We start from the raw sequence: 22,918 nt of genomic DNA on the forward strand, positions 1-22,918 counted from the left end.
TTTGTATGCTTGTCGAAGGGGCTTAATCTTCTTTTCTCTTAGTGAGTCCGTAGGCTGCTAGTGTGGCCATGAGTCCTACTGCGACCAAGCCTGCAGATTCTTGGCTTCCTGTTGCAGGGAGTTGTTTTTCTTCTGCTTTGCTAGTAGTTGTTTCAGCTTGCTCAGCTTTCTCAACGGCAGTTCCGACTTCGACCACCTGAGCGACCGCTTCCTGCGATACCGCACTATTGACAAGGATTCTTTCTTCCTTGCCGTCAGCAGTGGTGCTGACAGAGTAGAAAATCGTACGGCGACCATTTACTCCAGCAACGACGATTTGCGTTTGTCCGAGTGGTAATTGCGGATTTTCACGTGTCACGGTAGTGAACGGAATCTCTTCCTCTTGGATGTCCAGTCTTGGTTTTGCCTCTGCGGCTGGAGCAAGACCGTGTTCATCCCCTTTGTGAGTAATAGGGGCGCCGATTTCAACCACTTGGGTCACAGGTTCTTTGGTTACTTGGCTATCTAGGACAGTTTCTGTTTGTTTCCCATTTTCAGTAAGGACAGAGATGTAATGAGTGCGTTCGCCCTCTACACCTGGTGTGATGATTTTTTCCTGACCAGCTGGGAGGTTCGGATTTTCTTTTTTAATAACCTCAAAAGGAATCTTTTCTGCTCTTGTGATGAGTTCCGGTTTGGTTTCGACATTGGCAGCTAGTTCGTTTTCATCGAGGCTTCCTGAGTGGGTTGCTGCTGGTTTAAGGCCTAGGCGGGCTGCCTTGAGTTTGGCTACGAGAGCGTCTAACTCGGCTTGTTTGTTACGGTTGAGGTTGTAGTTGAGAGCTTCTTTAGCTGCATTTAGGGCATCAAGACTTTCTTTGCTGTATCCCTCCAAGTTAGTAGGGATTTGAGCAAGTTCCTCACGGAGTGCATTGTAGTTAGCGCGGAAGTAGTCTTTGTTGTGGTCTGCAAAGGCAGTCATGAGTTCAAAGATTTCTTCTTCCTTGTACTCGGCACTTGGTTTATCTGCCCAGATAGCAAGCATACTACCAATAGTAGGAAGGTCTACTTCTGGATATTTGGTAGAAGCAAGTTGGTTAAATGGCACTTTACCAGAGTTTTCAATCGCCTTTGATAGTGGGTAGGCTTCGTCTGCTTTGTGATTGCCTAAAACATAGTACCAGTCTCCGTTGGTATTAAGGAGTTTATAGCCTTTGCTTGCTAGGTACTGAGGCGTTGCAAGGTTGTAACCCCACCATCCCTTAGACCAGTAAGAGATGATGACATCCTTGTCAAACTCAACATCATCCTTGTCCTCGTAGTAGAAACCATCGTTGAAGGCCATTGGTTGAAGGCCTCTTTCTTTAGCCATAGCAGCAAGGGTGTTAGAGTACTCAGCAAACTTACCATAGAGTCCATACCATTTGAGGTAGTACCAGCCTTGAGCGTTGGTGGCATCATTGGCATACTCGTCTGTACCGTAGTTAAAGATCTTAGTCTTGCCTGCAAAGAAGTCCATGTACTTGCCGATGAGGGCTTTGACAAAGTTCATCGCCTCTTCGTTTTCAAGGTCCATAGTTGTTTTGGATACCTTGTCAAAGTTGGCTTGAGGATTCTTGATTCCAAGCTTTTCCATAGCGACGAGCATGGCATCCATGTGACCTGGGCTGTTGATTGCTGGGATGAGTCCGAGGCCTTTTGATTTTGCGTACTCGATCAATTCAGTGATTTCAGCTTGACTAAGAGTAGTTCCGTTTGGATCATCGTAGTAAGCTTTTGTTCCTTCGATGATGGCCTTCTTGACATCATCGCTTGCATAAGTTTTGCCGTTAGCTGTGATGGTCATGTCGTCAAGGAGGAAGCGAAGTCCATCATTTCCTAGGAGAAGATGCACATCAGAGTAGCCGAGCTCGCTCGCCTTGTCTACGATGTGTTTGAGTTGGTCAAGTGTGAAGTACTTACGTCCGGCATCGATGGAGATTACCTTGTTCTTGGCAAGTTTTTCAACTTCGCGTTTTGCGTCTTCTTCTTTTTGAGCTTCTGGTGTGAAGGTCAAATTGCTTACAGCTTCTTGGAGTTTTGCGATTGCTTGGTCAATGGTGCCTTGTTGGGCACGGCTGAGGTTGCTGTCGAGTGAGCGAATGGCTTTTTCAGCTTCTTTGACAGCTGCGACACTCTCTGCAGTATAGCGGTCAAGGTCTGTTGGCACTTCTTTAAGGGCTTGCTCAGCAGACTCATAGTCGGCAGCAAAGTATTCAGCGTTGGCATTTGCGAAGCTACGCATGAGTTTGAAGAGGCGTGATGGTGAATAACGTTGAGCTGGGTCATCTGCCCAAGTAGCTACCATACCGCCGATGAACGGGATATCCGCCCCTTCAGATTTTGGTACTGAAGTAATTGGAGTGCTCTTGATACCGTTGAGCCCTTGGTCAAGGTTGTACCAGCCTTGGCCATCGGCATTTCGTCCGAGAACATAGTACCAAGCATCGTTGGTATTAAGGATTTGGTGGCCTTTTTCAACTAGAAATCTAGAAGAAGCGACATCGTATCCGCCCCATCCACCAGTCCACATAGAAACGATAATGTCTTTGTCAAAAGTACCAGAACTAGTATCACTATTGTAGTAAATGCCATCGTTGAAAGCCATTGGTTTAAGGCCGTGAGATTTGACGATGCGAGCAAGGTCATTAGCGTAAGTGATGAATTTACTATATTTTCCTTGTGTTTGAAGGACAGTCCAGCCTTTAGCGTTTGTAGCATCATTGGCGTACTCGTCCAGTCCGATATTGAAGATGTCAGATTTGCCAGCGAAGTAAGCAGCATACTTGTCGATCAGAGCTTTGGTAAATGCAACCGCTTCTTTATTATCAAGGTCAACGGTACGAGCAGATTCCTTACCAAAGTAGTTGAAGTTCGGTTTTTGAATACCTAATTCTTTCATGGCATGCAAAATCGCATCCATGTGACCAGGGCTGTTTACAGTTGGGATGAGACCAATGCCTTTATTTTTAGCATAGTTGATCAAGTCCGTCATCTGACTTTCTGTCAAATGGTTGCCGTTTGGATCCTTGTAGTAGGCATCAGTTCCGTTTTCGAGTGCACGTTTGACATCTTCACTGGCATAGGTTTTGCCATTTGCTGTGATCTTCATGTCGTCCAACATAAAACGCATGCCGTCATTTCCAACTAGTAGATGAAGATCAGTATAACCGTAGTGTTTGGCTTTGTCGATGATTTCTTTGAGTTGGTCTGGAGAGAAATACTTGCGTCCAGCGTCGATTGAGATCATTTTTCGTTTTGCCAGTTTTTCATTTACCTGAGCTGCTCGTTCCGTGCTAGGAGTGGCTACTGCAGGTGTGACGGCTTCATTTTTCTTTTCTGAAGAAGTGCTTTCAGCAGGAGTTTCAGCTGGGGCAGGGCTCTCTTTCTCGGCAGTAGGAGTTGGAGTAGCATTTTCTGTCACAACTGGTGCGCTTGACTCTTCTGTTTTTGGAGCAACTGTTCGAGGATCCTCCTGGTCTTCTTTGACCTCCTCTTTTACAGGTTTGTCAGCCTTTTCTTCCAGTTTTTCTGGAACTTTGGAGTCTACAGTTTCTTTGACTGCTTGTGGACTCTCCTGAATAGTTTGAACAGTTTCTTCAGCTGTTGGAGCTGGAGTAATCCCGTCGGCAGATACGACTTGTGTGCTAAAAGCAAATCCTATAAGTACAGAAGCTGCCCCAACCGCGTATTTACGAATGGAGAAGCGCTGTTTCTTTTCTAGTTTCATGACAAAACCTCCTTGTTATTATCATATATGATAGCGTTTACATAAAACCAATTTTATTTTATTATCTAAGGAGTAAAATGTCAAGTGGGTTTATATAAGAACTATAATAAATAGAGGAAATCATAAGATTTAGGAGAAATTTGCTAATAAGGCATAAAATAGAGGAAAAACCAAACGAAATTTTACCTTGTTTTTAGTAAAAATGCTACTAATTAAATAAGAGACCTTTATAGCGTTTTCCCAACTTCTTTCTCGTGCTATAATGAATATAGAAAAAGCCTGAGCTAGGCTCAGGCTTTTTCTTAATGACCTCGGTTGCATGAGATGAATTTGATTTTGTAGTAGTCTGCTCGCTTATAAGTTTCACTATAGGCAAGGACTTGGCCAGTGGCCTCAAGTTTTGTAGTCTTCGTTTGGAAGACAGTTGGGAATTGTGTATCGATTCCGAGTACAGAAGCAGCATGCTCTGGTGTTGGGAATGCGATTTCGTTGATTTCCTCAAAATGTTCATCACTCATGTGAATGCGGTAATCCAATTTGAAACGTGTATAGATAGAGCTATAATAATCAAGATTTGGATAGTTGGCATTGATGTATTGTTCAGGAATATAAGATGTGTGGTAGATGTATGTCACATCGTTTGTCTGACGAATACGTTCAATCTTATAGTAGAATTGATCTCCACGCAGTCCAAGTTTATCTAAATATTCAAGTTTGTTTCCGCGCTCGATAGAAAGGACAGTAACTTTATCGTCTTTTGTTTCAAAGATTTCGACATCTGAAAACTCAACGAGTTTGTGCTTGCGGGCACGTGAAACGAAAGTACCTTTACCTTGTTGGCGGACAATGTAGCCGTCTTTAGCAAGGTCGTTCAAGGCACGAACAACTGTGATTGAACTCACATCGTACATCGCGATCAATTCGGCTTCTGTATAAAATTTATCTCCACTTGCAAATTGACCAGAGATGATTTTGTTTTTTAATTCATCTTTAATATATTGGTATTTAGGAATAGCCATAAATTTCACCTCGATTCTCTTTCTCCAATTTTGATTTTACCACAAATATAAAGAAAAGAGTAGTATTAAGGTCAAAAAATTAAAATAATAGACTAAAAATGTTATTTTACATGTAAAAAAATTCATTTGATGTTCTTGTGAATTATCATACATAAAAAGATCGTTTTCATGCTATTTTTAGATAATTTCGGTAAACGGTAAGTAAAAAAATAGAAAAATTTTAAATAATTTTCTAAAAACCTATTGACAAATGCAAAAGATTTGATTATAGTTAATATTATAATAAATGAAAGCGCAAACTTAATTCGTCAGAGGTAATAACATGACCAGATTTAAAATTGAGGACGATTTCTATTTAGACGAAAAACCGTTCAAGATTTTGTCCGGCGCCATTCATTATTTTAGGATTCCAGCAGAGGATTGGTATCATTCTCTCTATAACTTAAAGGCGCTTGGCTTTAATACAGTCGAGACCTATGTAGCTTGGAATTTACACGAACCTGTTGAAGGGGAGTTTGATTTTGAAGGTGCCAGAAATTTGGAGAGATTTCTTCAAATTGCACAAGATTTGGGTCTCTATGCCATTGTACGCCCGTCTCCATTTATCTGTGCGGAATGGGAATTTGGTGGCTTGCCGGCTTGGCTCTTGACCAAGGACGTGCGAATTCGCTCGTCCGACCCGGCCTACATCGAGGCTGTTGCTCGCTATTATGACCAATTATTGCCAAGGCTTGTGCCTCGCTTGCTGGATAATGGCGGAAACATTCTCATGATGCAAGTCGAAAATGAATATGGCTCTTATGGAGAAGATAAGTCTTATCTACGAGCGATTCGGAAATTGATGGAAGACCGAGGGATTGATTGCCCACTCTTTACTTCAGATGGTCCATGGAGGGCTACTCTGAAGGCCGGAACCTTGATCGAAGACGACCTCTTTGTGACAGGGAACTTCGGTTCTAAAGCTCCGTATAACTTTTCACAGATGCAGGAATTCTTTGATGAGTATGGCAAAAAATGGCCTCTCATGTGTATGGAATTCTGGGATGGCTGGTTTAACCGTTGGAAAGAACCCATCATCACTCGTGATCCTAAAGAATTGGCAGAAGCTGTTCGAGAGGTGTTAGAGCAAGGCTCCATCAACCTTTATATGTTCCATGGCGGAACAAACTTTGGTTTCATGAATGGTTGCTCGGCTCGAGGAACTCTGGATTTGCCACAAGTCACATCTTACGACTATGATGCCCTTCTCGATGAAGAAGGAAATCCAACTGCTAAATACCTAGCAGTCAAGAAGATGATGGCAACCCACTTCCCAGAGTATCCACAGTTGGAACCACTCTATAAGGAAAGCATGGAGCTAGGGTCCATTCCATTGGTCGAAAAAGTTTCCTTGTTTGAAACTCTGGATAGTCTCTCCAGTCCTACTGAAAGCCTCTATCCAAAAGCGATGGAAGAACTTGGTCAAAGTTATGGCTACCTTCTCTACCGCACTGAGGCAAGTTGGGATGCAGAAGAGGAACGCCTCCGTATCATCGATGGACGTGATCGAGCTCAACTCTTTGTAGATGGTCAATGGATTGCTACTCAATACCAGACAGAGATTGGTGAAGACATCTACTGTCAGGGCAACCGAGAAGGCTTTTCAGAGATTGACATCTTGATTGAAAATATGGGGCGTGTCAACTACGGTCATAAGTTCTTGGCAGATACGCAACGTAAAGGAATTCGTACAGGTGTCTGCAAAGATCTACATTTCTTACTGAATTGGAAACAATATCCACTGCCACTGGATAATCCTGAGAAGATTGATTTTTCAAAAGGATGGACAGAAGGACAACCAGCCTTTTACGCTTTCAACTTTACTGTTGAAGAGCCGAAGGATACCTACTTAGACTTGTCTGAGTTTGGTAAGGGAGTTGCCTTTGTCAACGGGCGTCACTTAGGACGTTTCTGGAACGTCGGCCCGACCCTCTCACTTTATATCCCTCATAGCTATCTCAAGGAAGGTGCTAACCGCATCATCATCTTTGAAACTGAGGGCGAATATAAAGAAGAGATTCATTTAACTCGTAAACCTACACTAAAACACATAAAGGGGGAAAACTTATGACAATTGTAGGATGCCGTATCGATGGACGTTTGATCCACGGTCAAGTAGCCAATCTTTGGGCTGGAAAACTAAATGTTTCACGCATTATGGTTGTAGACGACGAAGTTGTTAACAACGATATTGAAAAGAGTGGTTTGAAACTTGCGACACCACCAGGTGTGAAACTCAGTATCTTGCCAGTTGAGAAAGCAGCAGCAAATATCCTTGCTGGTAAATACGATAGCCAACGTCTCTTTATCGTTGCACGTAAACCAGACCGTTTCCTTGGTTTGGTCGAAGCAGGTGTTCCGCTTGAAACACTCAACGTTGGTAATATGTCTCAAACACCAGAAACTCGCTCTATCACACGTTCTATCAACGTGGTAGACAAGGATGTGGAAGATTTCCACAAACTAGCAGAAAAAGGTGTGAAACTCACTGCTCAAATGGTTCCAAATGATCCAGTTTCAGACTTTTTGAGCTTATTAAAATAGGAAAAAATTTTTAGGAGGTCATTGTTATGATACAATGGTGGCAAATTTTACTTCTCACTTTGTACTCAGCTTATCAAATCTGTGATGAGTTGACAATCGTTTCATCTGCAGGTTCCCCTGTATTCGCTGGTTTCATTACTGGTTTGATCATGGGAGATGTGACAACTGGTTTGTTTATCGGTGGTAGCTTGCAGTTGTTCGTTCTCGGGGTTGGTACCTTCGGTGGTGCTTCTCGTATCGACGCAACTTCTGGTGCGGTTCTTGCAACAGCATTCTCTATCTCTCAAGGTATTGATACAGATCTTGCGATTACAACAATCGCTGTACCAGTAGCAGCACTTTTGACATACTTCGACGTTCTTGGACGTATGACTACTACATTCTTTGCACACCGCATTGATGCTGCGATCGAACGCTTTGACTACAATGGTATCGAACGCAACTACCTACTTGGTGCGCTTCCATGGGCTCTTTCTCGTGCCCTTCCAGTATTCTTCGCCCTTGCTTTTGGTGGAGAATTCGTACAAGGTGTTGTAAACCTTGTTAAAGAATACCAATGGGTTGCAGACGGTTTGACACTTGCAGGTCGTATGCTTCCAGGTCTTGGATTCGCTATCTTGCTTCGTTACCTTCCAGTTAAACGTAACCTTCACTACCTTGCAATGGGATTCGGTTTGACAGCTATGTTGACTGTTCTTTACTCATATGTAACAGGTCTTGGTGGAGCTGTTGCGGGTATCCTTGGTACTCTTCCTGCTGATGTTGCTGAAAAGATTGGCTTTGCTAACAACTTCAAAGGTTTGTCTATGATTGGTATCTCTATCGTAGGTATCTTCCTTGCAGTTGTTCACTTTAAGAACAGCCAAAAAGTAGCTGTAGCAGCACCTTCTACACCATCAGAAAGTGGGGAAATCGAAGATGACGAATTCTAATTACAAACTTACAAAAGAAGATTTTAATCAAATCAACAAACGTAGCTTGTTTACTTTCCAATTAGGTTGGAACTACGAACGTATGCAAGCTTCTGGCTACCTTTACATGATCTTGCCTCAATTGCGTAAAATGTATGGGGATGGAACTCCTGAATTGAAAGAAATGATGAAAGTTCATACTCAATTCTTCAATACTTCTCCATTCTTCCACACAATTATCGCTGGTTTTGACCTTGCCATGGAAGAAAAAGATGGTGTAGGTTCAAAAGATGCCGTTAACGGTATCAAGACAGGTTTGATGGGACCATTCGCTCCTCTTGGAGACACAATCTTTGGTTCACTTGTACCTGCTATCATGGGATCTATCGCAGCAACTATGGCTATCGCTGGCCAACCATGGGGTATCTTCCTTTGGATCGCAGTTGCAGTTGCATATGACATCTTCCGTTGGAAACAATTGGAATTTGCCTACAAAGAAGGGGTTAACCTTATCAACAACATGCAAAGTACCTTGACAGCTTTGATTGACGCTGCATCTGTACTTGGTGTCTTCATGATGGGTGCTCTTGTAGCAACAATGATCAACTTTGACATTTCTTACAAATTGCCAATCGGTGAAAAGATGATTGACTTCCAAGACATCTTGAACTCAATCTTCCCACGCTTGCTTCCAGCAATCTTTACTGCCTTTATCTTCTGGTTGCTTGGTAAGAAAGGTATGAACTCTACTAAAGCGATCGGTATCATTATCGTTCTTGCAGTAGGTCTTTCATTCATCGGTAAATTCTTGCTTGGAATGGGCGCATAATTTATGAGCAAATCATTAATTTTGGTGAGTCATGGTCGTTTCTGTGAAGAACTTAAAGGTAGCACTGAAATGATCATGGGTCCACAGGACAACATTCATGCAGTGGCTCTTCTTCCAGAAGATGGCCCAGAAGAATTTACTGCAAAATTTGAAGCTGCTATCGAAGGATTGGATGATTTCCTAGTCTTTGCGGACCTTCTCGGTGGAACACCATGTAACGTGGTAAGCCGTTTGATTATGGAAGGTCGCGACATTGAACTCTACGCAGGGATGAATCTTCCAATGGTGATTGAATTTATCAATGCCAGCCTTACAGGTGCAGATGCGGACTACAAGAGCCGTGCTGCAGAAAGCATTGTGAAAGTCAATGATTTGTTAGCGGGCTTCGATGATGACGAAGATGAATAAGATGTGACTTAGAGCATCTTATATAGAATATACATGGGAATGGGAGTCACTCCCATTCCCATATTTTCAATAGGAATGAAACAACAATAGATTAGAGGAACTCTATGCTAAATTACACAAAAGAAGAATTACTTGAACTGGGTGCAGAAATTACGACTCGTGAAATCTACCAACAGCCTGATGTATGGAAAGAAGCTTTTGAAGCCTACCAAGCGAAACGGGAAGAAATTGCAGCCTTTCTGAAAGGTATCGCTGATAAACATGACTATATCAAGGTCATCTTGACGGGTGCTGGTACTTCTGCTTATGTGGGAGATACCTTGGTACCATACTTTAAGGAAGTCTATGACGAACGCAAATGGAATTTCAATGCCATTGCGACAACTGATATTGTTGCCAATCCAGAAACCTATCTGAAAAAAGATGTGGCAACTGTCCTTGTATCTTTTGCTCGTAGTGGGAACTCACCTGAAAGTGTCGCGACGGTTGATTTGGCCAAAGCCTTGGTGGATGACCTCTATCAAGTGACCATTACATGTGCTGCAGAAGGGAAATTAGCGCTTCAAGCCCATGGTGATGACCGCAATCTCTTGCTCTTGCAACCAGCTGCCTCTAATGACGCAGGGTTTGCCATGACTTCTAGCTTTACGTCTATGATGTTGATAGCTCTCTTGGTCTTTGATCCTACAGAATTTGCTGTGAAAGCTAAACGTTTTGAAGTTGTGACTAGTCTTGCGCGTAAGGTTCTAGACAATGCAGCAGATGTCAAAGAGCTTGTAGACCTTGACTTTAACCGTGTTATCTACCTGGGCGCTGGTCCTTTCTTTGGACTTGCTCATGAAGCTCAGCTCAAGATTTTGGAATTAACAGCTGGTCAAGTTGCGACCATGTATGAAAGCCCAGTCGGCTTCCGTCACGGTCCAAAATCACTGATCAACGAAGATACAGTTGTTTTGGTCTTTGGTACAACGACAGACTACACTCGCAAGTACGACTTGGACTTGGTTCGTGAAGTGGCTGGTGATCAGATTGCTCGTCGTGTTGTGCTCTTGAGTGATCAAGCCTTTGGTCTTGAAAATGTCAAAGAAGTAGCACTTGGTTGTGGCGGTGTCTTGAACGATATTTACCGTGTCTTCCCTTACATCGTTTATGCCCAACTCTTTGCTCTATTGACTTCACTCAAGGTAGAAAATAAACCAGATACACCGTCTCCTACAGGTACAGTAAACCGTGTGGTACAAGGTGTGATCATTCATGACTATCAAAAATAAGGAAGTATCTATGAGTAAATTACAATTAAGTCCCAATAAAGTAGCTTGCTTACAAAAACTCTCTGACGAGAACGGCATTATCTCAGCTCTTGCCTTTGACCAACGTGGTGCTTTGAAACGCCTCATGGCTCAATACCAAACAGAAGAGCCAACAGTGGCTCAAATGGAAGAACTCAAAGTATTGGTTGCAGATGAATTGACAAAATACGCATCCTCTATGCTTCTAGACCCAGAGTATGGTCTCCCAGCTACAAAAGCGCTTGATGCTAATGCTGGTCTTCTCCTTGCTTATGAGAAAACTGGCTACGACACAACAAGCACTAAACGCTTGCCTGACTGCTTGGATGTTTGGTCTGCCAAACGCATCAAGGAACAAGGTGCAGATGCTGTCAAGTTCTTGCTTTACTATGACGTAGATAGCTCTGACGAACTCAACCAGCAAAAACAAGCCTACATCGAACGCATTGGTTCTGAGTGTGTGGCAGAAGACATTCCATTCTTCCTTGAAATCTTGGCTTACGATGAAAAAATCGCTGACGCAGGTTCTGCAGAATACGCTAAAGTGAAACCTCACAAGGTTATCGGTGCCATGAAAGTCTTCTCAGACCCACGCTTTAACATCGATGTCTTGAAAGTAGAAGTTCCAGTCAATGTTAAATATGTTGAAGGATTTAGCGATGGTGAAATCGTGCATACACGCGAAGAAGCAGCAGCTTTCTTCAAAGCGCAAGACGAAGCAACAAATCTTCCTTACATCTACTTAAGTGCGGGTGTATCAGCTAAACTCTTCCAAGAAACCCTTGTCTTTGCTCACGAATCAGGCGCAAACTTCAACGGTGTTCTTTGCGGCCGTGCAACTTGGGCTGGATCAGTTGAAGCCTACATCAAAGACGGTGAAGCAGCAGCTCGTGAATGGCTACGCACAACTGGATTTGAGAACATTGACGAACTCAACAAGGTTCTTCAAACAACAGCGACTTCATGGAAAGAACGTGTGGAAGCATAAAAACAAGAATAGAAGAATACCCTTTTGTTAAGAAGCTACTTAAGGTTTTCTGACAAAGGATTCTGAAAATAGAAACTACAACCATAGATGGTGAGACACTCTCTATGGTTTGTTTACTTAAGAGAAATGGATCAAAGGAGAGAAGAATGAAAGCATACACAGAACGTGTATTTGGAAATCATGAGGGCAAGGATGTCTTGGCTTATCGCTTTGAGACTGATGGTGGTTACCAGCTTGAAGTCATGACCTATGGTGCGACCATTTTGCGCTATGTCACACCTGACAAGGCTGGAAATTTTGCCAATGTTATCTTGGGCTTTGATGATTTTGAAAGCTATGTAGGCAATAGTCCCAAGCATGGAGCTAGTGTGGGTCCTGTAGCGGGTCGTATTGCAGGTGCAACATTTGAGCTCAATGGTCAGACCTATAATCTTGAAGTCAACAACGCTAGCAACTGTAACCACAGTGGCTCAACAGGTTGGGATGCGAGCTTGTTTGAATTGACTGAGGTAAGCGACCATGGCTTGACCCTCTACACAGAGCGTACAGATGGGACAGGAGGATTTCCTGGTAATCTCAAGATCTGGATCAGCTATCACTTGGAAGAAACTGGTGCCTACGAAGTCAGCTACAAGGTAACGACAGATCAGGATACGCTTGTCAATCCAACCAACCACAGCTATTTCAACTTATCTGGTGATTTCACGCAGACAGTTGACCGCCATGTCTTCCAACTAAATACGGAGGGCATTTACCCAATCGCTCCCGACGGTGTTCCGACAAAGACTCCAGATGCTACTCGTGATGTGGTTAAACACATCTACAATGGAGCTTTGTTGAAGGACATCTTTGCAGAGGAAGATGAGCAAATCCAGTTGGTATCTGGTTTGGATCACCCATTTGCCCTTCCTGCAGGTCATGTCAATGCTGGTTTCCTTTATGACCAAAACTCAGGTCGTTTCCTGCTGTTCAAGACAGAGGCCCCTTGCCTTGTGGTCTATACAGCAAACTTTGTGGATGAGAGTGTCATCATCGGAGGCCAGCCAATGGTGCAACACAATGGGATTGCCCTTGAAGCGCAAGCTTTACCAGATGCCATTCACAGTGACCTCAAAGACCAAGTCATTCTCAAAGCAGGGGAAACTTTCACCAGCAAAACTCGCTACGAGCTTGTTGTCAAATAAAAAGAAGAGCTGGTTTCCAGCTCTTTTGAGTTGTCTTCGTTGACATTTTATCTCAATAGTGTATAATTGATGTAATACATAAAGTTACAACAAATAAAAGGAGAAACCCTATGACTTATGCATACCAAAGCCACATTTATCTAGCAGAGGCGGTTTTAAATGTCAAGGATTTGACGAGTCAAACGGCTTTTTATCACCAGATTATTGGCTTGGAGATTTTATCCCAAACAGAGACAGAAGCGATTTTGGGACTTGGTCGAAAAGCCTTGGTTCACTTGATTCAGGCAGAAAAGTCTGGCGAAGTAAGGGAGCATTATGGGCTCTACCATCTGGCGATTTTGTTGCCGACACGAAAAGCCTTGGCAGATGTCTTGAAACACCTAAGTGATTTGCGGATTCCTCTGGTTGGGGGTGCAGATCATGGATACAGTGAGGCTATTTATCTAGAGGATTTGGAAGGAAATGGCATTGAACTCTACCGTGATAAGCCAGTGTCTTCATGGGATATTCGAGAAGACGGTCGCATTATCGGTGTGACCGAAGCCCTTGCGGCACAGGACATCTATGAGTTAGGGGAAAAGGTGGATCCCTTTATCCTAGCTGAAGGGACGAGAATGGGGCATATCCATCTATCGGTGAAGGATAGCCATGCGGCGAGCCAGTTTTATCAAAAGGTGTTAGGACTAGAAGATAAATTTAGCATTCCTAGTGCTAGTTGGATAGCGGCTGGTCAGTACCATCACCACCTGGCTGTCAACGAATGGGCTGGAAAAGGGCTGGCTCCGCGTGAGCAAGGCTTGCCAGGCTTGGCCTACTATGTCCTTGAGGTCGAAAGCAAGGAAGAACTCTTGGACATCGTTCGGCAAGCACAAGAGCTAGAAGCACCGATCAAGTGGCTAAATTCGAGTGAGTTGGATCTTGTAGACCCAGATGGGATTGTGACTCGCATTCGCTTGGAACGATGAGATGAGGAAAACGCATCATATACATAGAAAAAGGCGGACAAGCTCGCATTCTGTTTTTAGAATGCGGATTTGTTCGCTTTTTTATGAAATGACGAAACCTTTCTTGGCTCTGGCAAAGGCATTGGTCGGGGATATTTTCCCTTTTCTGGGGGTTCATGCTATAATACTAATAAACTTTTCTTTCTCTAGGAAGGCAAATGCCGAAAAAGCTAGACGACTCGCAATCGTCGTCACGATGCTTTTAAGAGAAAGTAGAACTCTGTTTGAACATCCGTATTGAGTTTAGGAGACGAGAAATAAGATGGACACAAGTGTAAAAAATTTAATTAGTATGGGCCCTCTGGAGGACTCTTTTATCTATTATGATTTGGGGAATCAAGTATTCTACGGTGTAAAACAAGGCATGAATTATTCAGCCATTGCAGCCCCTATTGCAATCTATTCCTTCCAACGGCTGTCAAAGTTGCTCAACCAAACCTTTGGAGATGTCTCATCCCCTTTCAATCTGATTTTCTTTATCCTGATGTCTCTGTTTTTGGTTTTCGGGACCATTCTCCTTGCCAAGTCTACCCGACGCAACATGAAGACAGATAGATTTAGAAAAGTCCGGCTGACAAAAGCCAATATCAAAACACTTAGGAGAAAATCTAGGGCGTTGACAGTAGTTGGCTACATTTTTGTTTTAATAACGATTTTTTCAGCCTATCGTTATCTGACTGTTTCTGATTTTCAATTTTTACTTATGTACATGTTAGGGATTGGTATTCTTACATATATAGTTTATGATTTTCGGATGAAAACACGCAAACGACTGTTCAAAGAGCTGATAGAGACATTACAGGACGATAGCCGAGGAAAAGAGGGAGAAATGTAAGATGAGAAAAATCATTTATATAGGCCAAGGAAACCTGCAATCCGTCTACTATAACACAAGGACGAGAGAGGCTTTAACGACAGAATCTAGCACCGTTTCAGAAACCGACGGTGCCATCAGTTCAAAGAAATCCAAGTGGCCTTGGGTTGTCTTCTTTATTTTCTTGCTAGTTGCTATTATCGGTATTTGGCTTCGTTCCTTGCTAGCGCCCTTTAGATTGAGTGAGTGGATGGCACCTATCCATCTAGCCGCTATCCTTTTCGTTTTTATCGGAAGTGTTTATGGATTTGAAAAACTGTTCTACAGTGGGGCTAAGTCGCTTGTCCCAGCAAGTGAAGAGCAGTTTAAAGAAGCAGTTGAGAGTAGTAAATTTTGGAAAAAATCTCCGGATAAGGAACCAACAGTCGATAAAATCATCTTGTATTTATTTGTTATCCTCGTTCTTCTATTTGTTTTTGTTATTGTTGTGTTCTTTGCCATACCTGGGACCTTCATTCCCTACTATGAACATGAATGGTTTGAGCCCTCTATGTTCATGGTGCCAATCGGAGCAACGATCGTCCCAATTAGTGTCGTACTGCTCTTGTTCCAAAACAACCCAATCCGCTGGCTCTTAGCCGTACGAAAATACAAGCAGGGGAAAGTATTATTTAGGGAAGAGAAGAACTAGAAACACGAGAGAAACGCTATTACCATTACCAGTGGTTGGTGATGGTGATGTTTTATCAACAACCTATGATAAAATTGAAGTTTCTGATTATAGTGATTAGTGAAAACTGTGGTGATTTTATATGAGAAAAATAATTTTTATTGGACAGAGCGGTGATAAGGCCGTTTACTATAATACGCGAACAAAAGAGGCTCTTGTAGCAGATAAGAGTGCCTTGTTAAATACAGAAGGGGCTAGGAGATCGAATAGGGGGATTGCTCCTTTAATTGCTATATTCTCTTTGTTAGGTTTACTCGGAGGATTTGTTGCAATACCAATTTTCTCAGGCCTTCGTTATAATAGTGGGATGGTTCCTATTTTTATTCTTTGTCTTTCCTTTATCCTATTTGGATTTATATGGATGATGGAAGTCGCCTTATATAAAGGAGTGAAACGAGTCCAAGGAGCAACAAAGAAAGAGTTTAAAGAAGCAGTTTATTCAAATTTGTTCTGGGAAAATTTTAGTGAGAAAAAAGCGACGTTTGCGAAAATGTTGGCTTTTATGATTGTCATGCTACTAGTTTTTATGACTACTATAGTAATATTTGCTGCTGCAATTCCGGGCACTATTGACTCATTCAATAAGCAAGAGGCATTTGATATACAAATCTTTTTCTCGCCTTTAGCAGGTCTCTTTCCTGCCTTGTTGTACCTTTTCTTATTCCAAAACAACCCAATCCGCTGGCTCTTAGCTGTGCGAAAGTATGAACAGGGGAAAGTAATATTTAGGGAAGAAATAGAAAAGAGGGAATGATAATGTCACAAGAGAGATATTTGCAAATCAAAAAAGAGCATCAAGTTCGTAAGTTTGTGGGGCGTTTCCTCTTCATTCTTCTCGCTATACTCGATGTTCTACTGGTATCAAGTCATTCCAATTATGTCCCGCTTGTAACGGTGGCTATGGTAACGATTGTGCCTTTTAATCATTTTCTACTTGGCCCTCTTAGGAGACAGAAAAAAGCTATAGAAAAAGAGCATCCAGAATGGAAAATACTCAGCACAAAGGGAGTAAAGGTTCCCTCGGCTGAAGCCAATAAAAGAACCTTGGCTGGTATTGGGATCTTGATAGCCTTACTGTTGTCTTTTGGGCTATTCTATAAACCTGTGAAACAGCCGAACGTCCAAGTAAACAAGCCGCCTAAACTTGATTTTAACACGCCTGAAACGTCCAAGTCTTCAGAGTCTGAGTCGTCCAGTTCCTCTAAGACCAAAGAATCCAGTTCCTCAGAGTCGAAATCCTCGTCTTCGACTGAACAAAGTTCTAAAACCGAAAGTTCAGGAACAAAACCGTCAAAAAGCGAATCCAATAATCCTTATTACCAGATTCCAGGACTTACTGACGAACAGGTGAGAGATATCATATCAAAATCTGTGAAAGATTTGAGAGAAAAACAGTCAAAAGAAAAATCCGAAGAGTAGACTCGAGGACTTCAATGTCCTTCTGGACGAGTTCGTTTTGGGATTTTACCGTATAGAATAACAGGAGGTGTTCATATGAATAAAGAAGTGATTGGTTTGATAGTTGGGACAATCGTCATCTTCCTATCTTTTGTATTTGTGTGTGGGACCTTTCTCTATCTCTATCTTCGAGATCAGAAGTTGGTCCGCCTTGCCAAGTCATCCGTACAGGGAACAGTTATCGGCTATAGTCGTTTTCGTGAGGGGTATCCACCTATCGTCGAATACACGGTGGATGGGATTTCTTATAAGAAAACTTTGCAGTATTTTATGTTCAAAACGGTCACAATTCCGTGGGGGACTACTAAATTTTTAAAGGACTATACAAGAGAAGATATGCTAGCGCCTTCGATCACTCGCTACAGCAACTCCTTTGTTTCCTTCAAACGCTTGATGCAGACCCATTTCCCCCTTCATTCGGAGCTGACAGTCTGGTATGATCCAGACAAGCCGACCAGGGCCTATGTCGAACGTTACAGCGGAATGGACAAGTTTTACAAGTGGTTTGGTATCGGATTTGGGCTGGCTCTAGTTCTAGTCTATGGGATAGTGATCCTAGCCTTTTTGTCCAATTTGTCCAAGATATACGCATAAAGGTCAGTTGGTTGAAAGGAAACGTGACTTCCCATCGAGCTTCAAGGAGGACAGAGTTTCTTTTCCATTTCCATGCTTATCAATCTTTTCTATCTGATACAGAGGAGAGGTTGCCTCCTACAAATACAGACAGGAAGTGAATTTTGACAAAGCCCCTTATTCGAGATATAATGAAGAAAAAGTGACCAAGGATAAATCAATGACAAACTCGAAGTATATAACACGTTTGAAACGTTCAGAGGGCCAGTTGCGTGGGATTCAAAAGATGATTGAAGAAGATCGTGACTGCGCAGATATTGTTACGCAGTTGACAGCAGTGAAATCTAGCGTTGAGCGCGTGATTGAGATGATCATTACTGAAAATCTCACTGGCTGTATCAACCAACCACTAGACGACCCCGAGGCTCAAAAGGAACGCTTAGAAAAGGCCATCCGATACCTGATTAAACGGAAATAAACTAATTTGCTATTGATAAGCAATGCAGACAAAGGCATTTAAGTCTATTTCGATAAAAAAATCATGTCGGACAAACGGATGAGTTCCCCCAAATACCAATGAGAAAACCTCTTTTTAGATACCATAAAGTTGCTTATTTTTTAGAAGCGACGGGTTACGAACCCTATATCAGTGGGTTGCAGAAATGAAAAAACCGATTAAGTTCCTTAATCGGTTTTTTGCTTATTTTACTTGACCGGGCCAAGCATTCATACCACCTTCAACATTGATAACGGTTAGGCCTTGGGCGCTTAGAAATTCACAAGCAGATGCGGAGCGTACTCCACCTTGACAGATGACATGGTATTCCTGGTCAGGTTTGAGTTCTTTGTAACCTTGCTCCAAGGTACTTAACGGAAGATTTTTGGCACCTGGTGCATGTCCTGCTTGGAATTCATGCACTTCACGTACATCGATAAGAATTAGATTTTCATTTAGGTATTTTTCATAAAAGTCAGCCATGCTGATACTAGTTTCCATATTTGACTCCTTCTGGATTAGCCGTTTTATATTGTGAATAAGCGCCATCAAGGCTTTGGACGGTAAATCCTGCCGCTAGAGGATACGCTCTGTGATCTAGCTGCGCAAAACACTGTGGCAGCTAAGGATGTAGGTTTGGTTCTTGTCTGGTTCATCCAAGCTCTCCCCTAGTTCATTTAGGGGATATGGATGGTATCGACCTTGGGTCGTTCCCCTGAAATTTGCCACTTGTCCGTATATCTAGGGATTTTTGCCCTTAGTCAGATTGTCTTTGAGCTGACACCATTGGATATTATCGCTCAGACCTTCGATAAGGTTCAAGGCTGCGTAGCCCATTTTATGCTTCTAGATGACCTTACCTGTCCAAGCACTCATACCGCCTCGGACATTGATAACATCATAGCCTTTTTTCTTAAGCTTTTTCGCAGCTAGTTTGCTTCGTACACCAGAATGACAAATGACATAAAGTGTTTCTTTTGTCGCAGGTGTATAGGAACCAATTTCAGTTAGAGGGACATTCTTGGCGTTTTTAATATGACCTCTACGGAATTCCATAGGCGTCCGAACATCCAGTAGCTGAATTGGTTCTTTGAGTTTAGCTTCTAACTCGCTGGTAGAAATACTGTCAATTTTTGTAAATAATAAGTGAAACATAGGCACCTCCAAACATACCCTTATGGGGTATATTAAACCATGAAGTAAATCTTTTGTCAAGCAACTTGTTTTGACTTGGGAGGGAATTAGTTTCAAGAGTCTAGAAAGCAGGCTATTCTTGACCTTTCAAAGGCTTTTTGATATGATGAGTCCAAAGTAAGTGTGAGGTGATAAGATGGCTAGCGAATACCAGAAAATGATAGCAGGGGAACTTTACCGTCCGTCGGACCCAGAATTACGGACCTTGGCGCAGGCTTCTCGCCAAAAACAGTCTACCTTTAACCGAGAAGAAGATCCCTTGAAGGGAGCGGATATTATCAAGACTTGGTTTGGGTCAACTGGGGAAAATCTCTATGTCAATCCACGCTTGGTGGTTGATTATGGGGTCAATATTCATCTAGGGGAAAATTTTTATTCTAATTGGAACTTGACCATGCTAGATGTTTGTCCGATTCGCATCGGTAACAACGCCATGCTTGGCCCAAACTGTCAGTTTTTAACCCCACTTCATCCACTGGATCCGGATGAACGCAATTCAGGGGTCGAATACGGCAAGCCCATCACCATTGGAGACAATTTCTGGGCTGGAGGTGGCGTCATCGTTCTTCCTGGAGTGACACTGGGCAATAACGTCGTTGCAGGAGCAGGGGCCGTGATTACCAAGTCCTTTGGAGACAATGTCGTCCTAGCTGGCAATCCTGCGCGTGTTATCAAGGAAATCCCAGTAAAAGAAAACTAAAAAGAACAGCTTAGGCTGTTCTTTTTGTAATTTTTATCTTAGTCTTATAGATTTTTCTTCTTTTTGGCTTTCTTGGTCAAGGAGACATCGCACTGAGGAATCTTGCTTGTCAAGTAGCTCGTCAGTTGAAAGTCGTCTACTTGAGTATGGAGATCAACTTCGTAGACTGTTTGCAAGGATTCACCAGCATTGCTGGTATCTACTGAGATGAGGTCAGACTCGGTGCAAAATTGATCCAGCGCGACCTGGATAGTATCTAGGCGGTCTTCTTTATTGGGAAGTGTGATGGTTAATAGTCTACGACGTTGGTGATTGCTCTTGCTCTGATGTTTTTCCAAAAGGAGCCAAATACCTAAGATAAATACCGTGAAGAGTACGGCCAAGAGAAGGTAGCCCGTCCCTGCCGCCAGACCGATGATCATGGCTAGAAAGATAGCAATAAGCTCTCGAGAGCCACTCGTGGCAGAACGGAAACGAATGAGACTAAAGGTCCCTGCCACTGCAATCGACGTTCCGAGACTGCCATTGACGAGGAAGATAACCAGCGTCATCAAACAAGGTAAAAGGGTCAAACTGATGACAAATTCCCGTGTGTAAAGAGTCCGTTGTTTATAGGCCCAGCTGAGTGCTAGTCCTAGAAAAAGGCTGACGACAAGGGCGAGTAGGAGTTGGAGGGGGTCAGCAGTGGCGGTTGCGTCGTTGAAAATAGAGTTAAAAAGATTAGACATAAGCATTACCTACACTTTCTCCGATAGTTTGTGGGGCATAGGCCAGTCCTTGTGATTTATGGTAGGCGCAGGAGTATTTTGAGAATTTTTGCTCTACCAGCCCATACTTATCAAGGATATCCTGTAGCCATTGCGGTTTGTCACCAGGTGCCTTGATTTCCATGATAATCAGATCTTCATCTAAGAGAGGTAGTCCTTTTTTGTCAGCGAATAGGCTGACCTGTTTATCACGATAGGTCATGTTTTGGTCAAGAGTGACACGAATTTTCTGGTAGGGGAATCCTTGGATTTTCTTTTTTTCTTTTAGTGAAAAACGGTCATAAGAAATATAGATACGTGGTTTGAGAGCTTCACTGTAGCGTTGACGTAGCTTTTGAATCTCTGCTACCAGAAAGCTATCCTTGATCAGGCCTTCTCCCCAACCTTTGGTGATGAGTTGGGTGATGGTATCTGACTGGGATAGGACGCGGTGCTTGTGACCGACACCGGCATCATCTTTTGACTTAATTTCTAGAAAGACGGGGCTGTCAGCGCTTGGTTGCGCGAGATAGGTCCGCATACGGATTTTTTCCTTCTTATGCTGATCCTGCAGAGAGTCTTGGATGAGCTGAAAATCTTCTGTGTCAAAGTAGATATTGGAAATGGTAGAAGTCGGATAGTCGTCCTCGACGAGGTAGTCTTTCAAATCTTCTATTAAATCGTGTAGGTCTGTTTTAGAAACCATATACTTGGTTTCGATCCGTTCAAAGCTTGTTTCTAGGGGTTTCATAAGTCTTTCTCCTTCAGATAAATCATAGATTAAACAAGGTAAACTTGCTTGGAACAAGTCTAGAGGACATTTCTAAAAGTTTTATTAAGCGAAACTTAACTGAAACTGAATTTAAGGAAACTTTCAGAAAAGTTTTAGTTTTGTTTCAGAAATCTTCTGTAGACTGTCTAGCTATATCATACGAAGGAGAGGAAAAAGGTATGAAATCAAAAAAATGGATCCTACTCGCAACGAGTTTAACGGCAATGGTGCTGATGGCAGCATGTTCCCAGTCAACAACTACATCTAATACCAATGCAACGACAAATAGTGCCACAACAACTTCAACAAAGACAAACCAATCATCCTATTTTACAGAGAAGGACTATGATACCTCTTATGATGAAAGCACAGCTTCTAAGATTGAGCTATCTGGCTCATCAGCAAACGTCTCTGGAGATGGGGTGACAGTCTCTGAATCAACAGTGACCATCACAAAATCTGGAACCTATGTGATTTCAGGTCAGTCTGACGGAGTGCAGATCAAGATCGAGGCAGATAAGTCGGCAGATGTTCATCTAGTCCTAAAAGGTGCGACCATGACCAATACCAATGCAGCTATATCTGCGACATCAGCTGGCCATGTCTACTTGACTCTAGCAGAGGGAACCACCAACAGTCTCTCTGACTCAAGCTCTAACAGCGACGAAAAAGCAGACGCAGCTCTCTTTTCTAAGGTGGATTTGACCATCAACGGGAAAGGAACTCTCAATGTAGATGGCAAGAAGAACAACGGGATCAAGGCCAACGACACCCTCCACATCACGGGCGGAACCTATACCATCACAGCAGTTGGCGATGCCTTTAATGTCAATGATGAACTCAACATCACTGGTACGACCATGACTATCGATGCCAAGGAAGATGGTGTCAAAGTTGATAATGATGAGGATACTTCAGTCGGAACCATGTACCTATCCAACAACAACATCACCGTCACAGCAGGAGATGATGGCATCCACGCATCAGGTGATTTGGTTATTGATAGTGGTACCTACACCGTCAAGAATTCGACAGAAGGACTTGAAGGTAAGTCCATCACTATCAACGGTGGGGACATTAGCATCTATTCGACAGATGATGGAGTCAACGCAGCTAATAAAAACGCCCAACAGAGTGAAATCTTCTTCACCATGAACGGTGGGAACCTGACAGTAGAAGTCGGCCAAGGGGACACAGACCCAATCGACTCAAACGGCAATATCACAGTCACAGGCGGAACCATTAAAATGACTGGTCAAACAGGTTTTGATTTTGATGGAACTGCGACCTACACAGGTGGAGATATCTATCTCAACGGCGAAAAACAAACGGAAATCGTCAACTCTATGCCTGGAGGCGGAGGACCAAATGGAGGCCCTCAAGGCGGAGGTCCAGCCCCTGGCGGACGAGGATAAAAAAGAATCTCCTTTCTCGAAAGAGAAGGGAGAGTTTTTATGTTTGAGAGATGGATT

The 22,918-nt window shown here is 42.8% G+C and carries 23 protein-coding genes and 1 pseudogene; 17 read left to right on the top strand and 7 right to left on the bottom strand.

Going from position 1 to position 22,918, the window contains the following annotated elements; translation table 11 throughout:
• Positions 1-22 precede the first annotated feature (22 nt).
• Together strH and HMPREF1115_RS06625 are read right to left on the bottom strand one after the other, a co-directional pair.
• A complete protein-coding gene (gene strH / locus HMPREF1115_RS06620; protein WP_000764183.1) occupies positions 23-3,748 on the bottom strand; it encodes an LPXTG-anchored beta-N-acetylhexosaminidase StrH in 3,726 nt (1,241 codons plus the stop codon).
• Between the two features lie 302 nt (positions 3,749-4,050).
• A complete protein-coding gene (locus HMPREF1115_RS06625) occupies positions 4,051-4,767 on the bottom strand; it encodes a GntR family transcriptional regulator (RefSeq protein WP_001007181.1) in 717 nt (238 codons plus the stop codon).
• 322 nt (positions 4,768-5,089) lie between these two features.
• Here HMPREF1115_RS06625 and HMPREF1115_RS06630 point away from each other — a divergent pair, with 322 nt between their 5' ends.
• The 15 genes from HMPREF1115_RS06630 (at position 5,090) to HMPREF1115_RS06700 (ending at position 18,016) form a co-directional block, all read left to right on the top strand.
• Entirely contained in the window at positions 5,090-6,877 is a 1,788-nt protein-coding gene (locus HMPREF1115_RS06630) for a glycoside hydrolase family 35 protein (protein WP_000196613.1), read from the top strand.
• Positions 6,874-7,350 carry a PTS sugar transporter subunit IIB gene (locus tag HMPREF1115_RS06635; RefSeq protein WP_000156968.1) on the top strand — a complete coding sequence of 159 codons (477 nt, stop codon included), beginning with the start codon at positions 6,874-6,876 and terminating at the stop codon, positions 7,348-7,350. The genes HMPREF1115_RS06630 and HMPREF1115_RS06635 overlap by 4 nt, the downstream gene beginning before the upstream one ends.
• Before the next feature lie 26 nt (positions 7,351-7,376).
• The gene (locus tag HMPREF1115_RS06640) at positions 7,377-8,282 is read left to right on the top strand and encodes a PTS mannose/fructose/sorbose/N-acetylgalactosamine transporter subunit IIC (protein WP_000616996.1); all 906 of its coding nucleotides are present in this window, start codon (positions 7,377-7,379) and stop codon (positions 8,280-8,282) included.
• Positions 8,269-9,090: a PTS system mannose/fructose/sorbose family transporter subunit IID gene (locus HMPREF1115_RS06645; protein ID WP_000185284.1), complete on the top strand. Its 822-nt coding sequence runs from the start codon at positions 8,269-8,271 to the stop codon at positions 9,088-9,090. Before HMPREF1115_RS06640 ends, HMPREF1115_RS06645 begins: the two co-directional genes overlap by 14 nt.
• A gap of 3 nt (positions 9,091-9,093) precedes the next feature.
• Positions 9,094-9,498, top strand: coding sequence for a PTS sugar transporter subunit IIA (locus HMPREF1115_RS06650; RefSeq protein ID WP_000045700.1), 405 nt, complete (start codon positions 9,094-9,096; stop codon positions 9,496-9,498).
• 104 nt (positions 9,499-9,602) lie between these two features.
• A complete protein-coding gene (locus tag HMPREF1115_RS06655) occupies positions 9,603-10,769 on the top strand; it encodes an SIS domain-containing protein (protein WP_000936003.1) in 1,167 nt (388 codons plus the stop codon).
• Positions 10,770-10,779: 10 nt separating this feature from the next.
• Complete coding sequence (lacD, locus tag HMPREF1115_RS06660; protein ID WP_002882302.1) at positions 10,780-11,775, top strand: tagatose-bisphosphate aldolase; 996 nt, start codon at positions 10,780-10,782, stop codon at positions 11,773-11,775.
• 146 nt (positions 11,776-11,921) lie between these two features.
• Positions 11,922-12,959 (top strand): aldose epimerase family protein, encoded by a 1,038-nt coding sequence (locus HMPREF1115_RS06665; protein WP_000649401.1) that lies wholly within the window; start codon positions 11,922-11,924, stop codon positions 12,957-12,959.
• A gap of 110 nt (positions 12,960-13,069) precedes the next feature.
• The gene (locus HMPREF1115_RS06670) at positions 13,070-13,924 is read left to right on the top strand and encodes a VOC family protein (RefSeq protein WP_000220450.1); all 855 of its coding nucleotides are present in this window, start codon (positions 13,070-13,072) and stop codon (positions 13,922-13,924) included.
• Between the two features lie 301 nt (positions 13,925-14,225).
• Positions 14,226-14,798, top strand: a complete 573-nt coding sequence (locus HMPREF1115_RS06675; RefSeq protein ID WP_000381572.1) for a hypothetical protein — start codon at positions 14,226-14,228, stop codon at positions 14,796-14,798.
• 1 nt (position 14,799) lies between these two features.
• Positions 14,800-15,468, top strand: coding sequence for a hypothetical protein (locus HMPREF1115_RS06680; protein ID WP_001226451.1), 669 nt, complete (start codon positions 14,800-14,802; stop codon positions 15,466-15,468).
• A gap of 121 nt (positions 15,469-15,589) precedes the next feature.
• Positions 15,590-16,261, top strand: coding sequence for a hypothetical protein (locus HMPREF1115_RS06685; RefSeq protein ID WP_001226100.1), 672 nt, complete (start codon positions 15,590-15,592; stop codon positions 16,259-16,261).
• Between the two features lie 2 nt (positions 16,262-16,263).
• The gene (locus HMPREF1115_RS06690) at positions 16,264-16,926 is read left to right on the top strand and encodes a hypothetical protein (RefSeq protein WP_002882304.1); all 663 of its coding nucleotides are present in this window, start codon (positions 16,264-16,266) and stop codon (positions 16,924-16,926) included.
• Between the two features lie 75 nt (positions 16,927-17,001).
• Positions 17,002-17,559 carry a DUF3592 domain-containing protein gene (locus HMPREF1115_RS06695; RefSeq protein WP_001031654.1) on the top strand — a complete coding sequence of 186 codons (558 nt, stop codon included), beginning with the start codon at positions 17,002-17,004 and terminating at the stop codon, positions 17,557-17,559.
• A 199-nt stretch (positions 17,560-17,758) separates the two neighbouring features.
• On the top strand, positions 17,759-18,016 hold the full coding sequence (locus tag HMPREF1115_RS06700) for a metal-sensitive transcriptional regulator (RefSeq protein ID WP_000185160.1): 258 nt from the start codon (positions 17,759-17,761) through the stop codon (positions 18,014-18,016).
• Between the two features lie 222 nt (positions 18,017-18,238).
• Here the strand turns inward: HMPREF1115_RS06700 and HMPREF1115_RS06705 are convergent, their stop codons facing one another.
• The 3 genes and pseudogenes from HMPREF1115_RS06705 to HMPREF1115_RS06710 all read right to left on the bottom strand — a co-directional run bounded on the left by HMPREF1115_RS06705 (position 18,239) and on the right by HMPREF1115_RS06710 (position 19,189).
• Positions 18,239-18,535, bottom strand: coding sequence for a rhodanese-like domain-containing protein (locus HMPREF1115_RS06705; protein ID WP_000450164.1), 297 nt, complete (start codon positions 18,533-18,535; stop codon positions 18,239-18,241).
• Positions 18,525-18,871 (bottom strand): annotated as a pseudogene (locus HMPREF1115_RS12355) (rhodanese-like domain-containing protein); the annotation flags it as partial. The pseudogene HMPREF1115_RS12355 and the gene HMPREF1115_RS06705, both read right to left, overlap by 11 nt.
• Positions 18,872-18,880: 9 nt before the next feature.
• Positions 18,881-19,189: a rhodanese-like domain-containing protein gene (locus tag HMPREF1115_RS06710; RefSeq protein WP_000468869.1), complete on the bottom strand. Its 309-nt coding sequence runs from the start codon at positions 19,187-19,189 to the stop codon at positions 18,881-18,883.
• A 175-nt stretch (positions 19,190-19,364) separates the two neighbouring features.
• Between HMPREF1115_RS06710 and HMPREF1115_RS06715 the strand changes: the two genes are divergently transcribed.
• Positions 19,365-19,928 carry a sugar O-acetyltransferase gene (locus HMPREF1115_RS06715; protein WP_000135701.1) on the top strand — a complete coding sequence of 188 codons (564 nt, stop codon included), beginning with the start codon at positions 19,365-19,367 and terminating at the stop codon, positions 19,926-19,928.
• Positions 19,929-19,972: 44 nt separating this feature from the next.
• On the opposite strand, the gene HMPREF1115_RS06720 is transcribed toward HMPREF1115_RS06715, so the two are convergent.
• On the bottom strand, positions 19,973-20,656 hold the full coding sequence (locus tag HMPREF1115_RS06720; RefSeq protein ID WP_002882307.1) for a DUF4956 domain-containing protein: 684 nt from the start codon (positions 20,654-20,656) through the stop codon (positions 19,973-19,975).
• Complete coding sequence (locus HMPREF1115_RS06725; RefSeq protein WP_000803019.1) at positions 20,649-21,425, bottom strand: polyphosphate polymerase domain-containing protein; 777 nt, start codon at positions 21,423-21,425, stop codon at positions 20,649-20,651. Before HMPREF1115_RS06725 ends, HMPREF1115_RS06720 begins: the two co-directional genes overlap by 8 nt.
• Before the next feature lie 200 nt (positions 21,426-21,625).
• Between HMPREF1115_RS06725 and HMPREF1115_RS06730 the strand changes: the two genes are divergently transcribed.
• Positions 21,626-22,861, top strand: a complete 1,236-nt coding sequence (locus HMPREF1115_RS06730; RefSeq protein WP_002882289.1) for a carbohydrate-binding domain-containing protein — start codon at positions 21,626-21,628, stop codon at positions 22,859-22,861.
• Positions 22,862-22,918: the final 57 nt, after the last annotated feature.

Source organism: Streptococcus oralis SK610 (genome assembly GCF_000257455.1).
Classification (GTDB): Bacteria; Bacillota; Bacilli; order Lactobacillales; family Streptococcaceae; genus Streptococcus; species Streptococcus oralis_CB.